Annotated in this window: 3 protein-coding genes and 1 pseudogene; 1 reads left to right on the top strand and 3 read right to left on the bottom strand. The window is 54.0% G+C overall.

From position 1 onward, the window contains the following. Positions 1-170 precede the first annotated feature (170 nt). A pseudogene (locus BOW51_RS11940) lies at positions 171-440 on the top strand (energy transducer TonB family protein); the annotation flags it as partial. A 109-nt stretch (positions 441-549) separates the two neighbouring features. Here the strand turns inward: BOW51_RS11940 and radA are convergent. The 3 genes from radA to dnaB all read right to left on the bottom strand — a co-directional run. Further along, complete coding sequence (radA, locus tag BOW51_RS08115) at positions 550-1911, bottom strand: DNA repair protein RadA (protein WP_078477248.1); 1362 nt, start codon at positions 1909-1911, stop codon at positions 550-552. Further along, complete coding sequence (gene alr, locus BOW51_RS08110) at positions 1911-2993, bottom strand: alanine racemase (protein ID WP_078477247.1); 1083 nt, start codon at positions 2991-2993, stop codon at positions 1911-1913. Before alr ends, radA begins: the two co-directional genes overlap by 1 nt. Next, a partial coding sequence (gene dnaB, locus BOW51_RS08105) for a replicative DNA helicase (RefSeq protein ID WP_135568154.1) occupies positions 2986-3977 on the bottom strand: 992 nt, incomplete at its 5' end. The genes alr and dnaB, both read right to left, overlap by 8 nt.

The raw sequence follows: 3977 nt of genomic DNA, 5'->3' as shown, positions 1-3977 counted from the left end.
GCAAGTGCTCGGATTTCTTTTTCGTTCATCGTGCTTATCTCCCGTAGGGGTTAATGATAAGCAGATACACAAACTAATTTACAGTCTCCACAGATTCCGCAAGCTCGACAAGAGCGCAGCAAAAAGATAACAGTGTTGCTAAAAGCAACAAGGCAAAAGATAACTATCTTGCCCGCTTAGCCTATCGAATCAATAAAAAGAAATATTATCCGAAAAAGGCCAAAAAAAGAGGTAAGCAGGGCGTGGTGATTGTTCAATTTACCATCTCCAAGACCGGCCACATGTTTGGCTTAAAGGTCAAAAAATCGTCCGGGAATAAAACCCTGGATAGAGCAGCCATCAAGACAGTAAAAAATTCGATGCCATTTGAAACTATTCCTGCTTCAAGCAAGGAGGATCGAATACATGTAGTGCTACCAATCGAGTACAAATTAAGCTGATACGCATCTATGATTCAACCCCTTCACTTCCACACGGCGTTGTTAAGCATTCTCCGCAACGCCGTAGGAAGTGCTTTTTACCTCTCTTACTCAGGTAAAGTTCGTAACACTACTCTGTATGTGAAATCGCCTCGGACAGACGCTGCACAGGAACGATCTCGACACCGTCAAAACTGCTCTTGGGCTTGTTTGCCGCAGGCACGAGAATACGTGTAAAGCCGTGTTTGACTGCTTCACGAATTCGCTCCTCGCCATTCGGCACCGGACGAATCTCACCAGACAAGCCAACCTCACCAAATGCGGCGAGATGACGGCTCAGGGGCCTGTCCCTGAAACTCGACAGCACTGACAACAATACCGGAAGATCAGCTGCTGTCTCGGTAATCCGCACTCCTCCAACGACGTTCACATAAACATCCTGGTCGTACATGCCGACGCCTGCATGACGATGCAGTACTGCAAGCAGCATCGACAGGCGGTTCTGTTCAAGGCCAAGCGACACCCGACGCGGATTGGAGAGTGGACTGCTATCCACCAGTGCCTGAACCTCAACCAGCAAGGGACGACTGCCCTCACGCGTAACAAGAATTGCACTGCCGCTAACAGGTTCCTCGTGACGTGAGAGAAATATCGCCGAGGGATTGGTAACCGGCTTGAGGCCCTGGTCTGTCATCGCAAACAGACCCAGTTCGTTAACTGCGCCGAAGCGGTTTTTCATGGTGCGTATCAAGCGAAACTGGCTGCCTGCTTCACCTTCAAAATAGAGTACGGTATCAACCATGTGTTCGAGCACGCGCGGCCCGGCGAGGTTGCCCTCCTTGGTGACATGGCCGACAAGAATCACACAGGTTCCTGTCTGCTTGGCAAAACGCACCAGTTGCGCAGTCGATTCACGCACCTGTGCAACACCGCCCGGTGCGGACTGGATCATCTCCGTGTACATGGTCTGAATGGAGTCAACTACCATGATGCGTGGTTTTGCACTCGAAGCGAGTGCCAGCACGCGCTCGATAGATGTCTCCGTCAGCAGGCCTAAATCACCGGCATCGAGCCCCAGGCGGCGTGCGCGCAACCCGATCTGCTCGGCTGACTCTTCGCCACTGACGTAAAGTGCCGGGTGCGATGCCGCCAACATGGCCAGCATCTGGATCAACAGGGTTGATTTACCAATACCGGGATCACCACCGAGCAGTACGACGGAACCCTCGACGAGTCCTGTACCGAGAACGCGGTTGAGTTCGCTGATACCCGTGTCTATGCGACTTTGCCTTTCGGTGCCAACTTCACTGAGCTTGCGCACGCTGACATCACCGATTTCGCCGGCATATCCAACCGAGCGTTTCGAAACCGGGGCAACACGCGCCTCACTCAAACTGTTCCAGGTGCCGCAGTCACTGCACTGCCCTGCCCATTTCGGATAGGTGGCGCCACACTGGTCGCATTGATACTGAACCTTCGCCGCTTTTGCCATCAGGGAGCCTGTTCGTAACGGAACTTGATACGCCCGGTCAGGCGGAAAAAGAGCTCGTAACTGATGGTATCTGCATAGTGTGCAATCTCTTCAACAGGCAAACCCTCACCCCACAAGACAACACTGTCGCCGACAGCTGCATTCGGGTGTTCGCGCAGATCGATAGTGATCAGATCCATCGAGACGCGCCCGACAAGCGGTGCACGTTTCCCGTTGACCAGTACCGGTGTGCCGCTCGGTGCATGGCGCGGGTAACCGTCACCGTAACCGATCGCAGCGACTCCCACGCGCATATCTTCCGGGCAACTCCATATGCTGCCGTAACCGATGGCATCACCCTGCTTCAGTTCATGAACCGATATGAGTTTTGTTCTCAGTGTCATGACCGGCTTGAGCCCGTCACCTGCAGCTGTGCCATTAATAAAGGGGGATGCGCCGTAGAGCATGATGCCGGGACGCGCCCAGCCCTTGTGTGCCTCCGGCCACCCGAGGATAGCAGCAGAGTTGGCGAGACTGGTCTCTTCGGCACTCTCCATGAAAGGAGCAAACTCTGCCAGCTGTAGCCTGGTTGTTTCACGCGACAGATCATCGGCATTGGCGAAGTGGGTGAGTACGCCGACAAGTTTCAGATTTTTGTTTGAGCCAATTTTCTCAAGCACCGATTTGGCATGAGCGGGGGCGAAACCAAGCCTGTGCATACCTGTATCTATCTTTACCCAGACACCTAGAGGGCCTTTATCACTGCCCTTCCAGGATTCCAGCATGCCAATCTGTTTTTCGTCGTGAAGAACAACCTCGACGCTGTTGTCTGCTGCGAAATTAATTTCCGGTGCCTGCATGATGCCACCAAGAACCAGCAGGCGCTGTTCGATGCCATGTGACCTGAGTGCTAGCGCCTCCTCGACACGCGATACGGCAAAACCGTCAGCATGCTCACGCAGTGCATCGATAATGTGCAACACACCATGACCATAGGCATTCGCCTTGACTACGGCGAACAGCGGGCAGCCGCAGGCTTCACTCGCGTGCTGATAATTGTGAACCAGTGCATCGAGATCGATGCGCGCTACCGGGTTAGCCACCGTAGTCGCCGTAACCGCCAACAGGAGAGAAATTCTCAAACTTGGTGTACTTGCCGAGAAAGGTCAGTTTGATGTTCGCCAACGGACCGTTACGCTGCTTGCCGATGATGATCTCTGCCTTTCCCTTCTCCTCTTCTGGCAACTCGTCATTGTAGACCTCGTCCCGGTAGATGAAGATGATAACGTCAGCATCCTGCTCGATACTTCCTGATTCACGCAGGTCCGACATGATGGGACGCTTGTTGGTACGCTGCTCAAGACCACGGTTGAGCTGTGACAGGGCAATTACCGGCACCTTGAGTTCTTTTGCCAGCGCTTTCAGCGAGCGTGAAATCAAACCGATCTCGTTGGTCCGGTTCTCGGTACCCGGTGCCTGCATCAGCTGCATATAGTCGATAACGATGAGGCCCAGCTCACCGTCACATTCACGTTTCAATCTGCGTGCACGCGCACGCAAATCTGATGGCGTCAGCGCCGGTGTGTCGTCGATATGAATCGGTGCCTCGGCGAGTATCGAAACGGCGGATGTCAGGCGTGGCCACTCATCGTCGAGCAGCTTGCCGCTACGAATACGTCCCAGCTCGACACGTCCCAGCGACGACAACATACGCATCGCCAACTGTTCGCCCGGCATCTCCATACTGAAGACAGCAACGGGTTTACGCGCCTTGATGGCAACATTCTCGGCCATATACATGGCAAAGGTGGTTTTACCCATTGAGGGTCGTCCGGCGACAATGATCAGGTCGGAGTCCTGCAGGCCGGAGGTGGCATCGTCAAGATCAGTGAACCCTGTCGAGGTGCCGGTGAGCGGATCATCCGACTCGTATAGCTGCTCAATCTGTTCCAGTGCGGTCTTGACCAGGGTTTTGGTCGGTTGGAAACCACCACCAACACCACGCTGGCGCTGCTCGGCAATTTCGAATACCTTGCGTTCAGCCTCGTCGAGCAAATCATCGCTCTTGCGTCCCTCTGTCTGGAAAC

This window comes from Solemya elarraichensis gill symbiont, assembly GCF_002021095.1.
GTDB lineage: Bacteria > Pseudomonadota > Gammaproteobacteria > Chromatiales > Chromatiaceae.
This window is presented reverse-complemented; position numbering and strand designations above follow the sequence as displayed.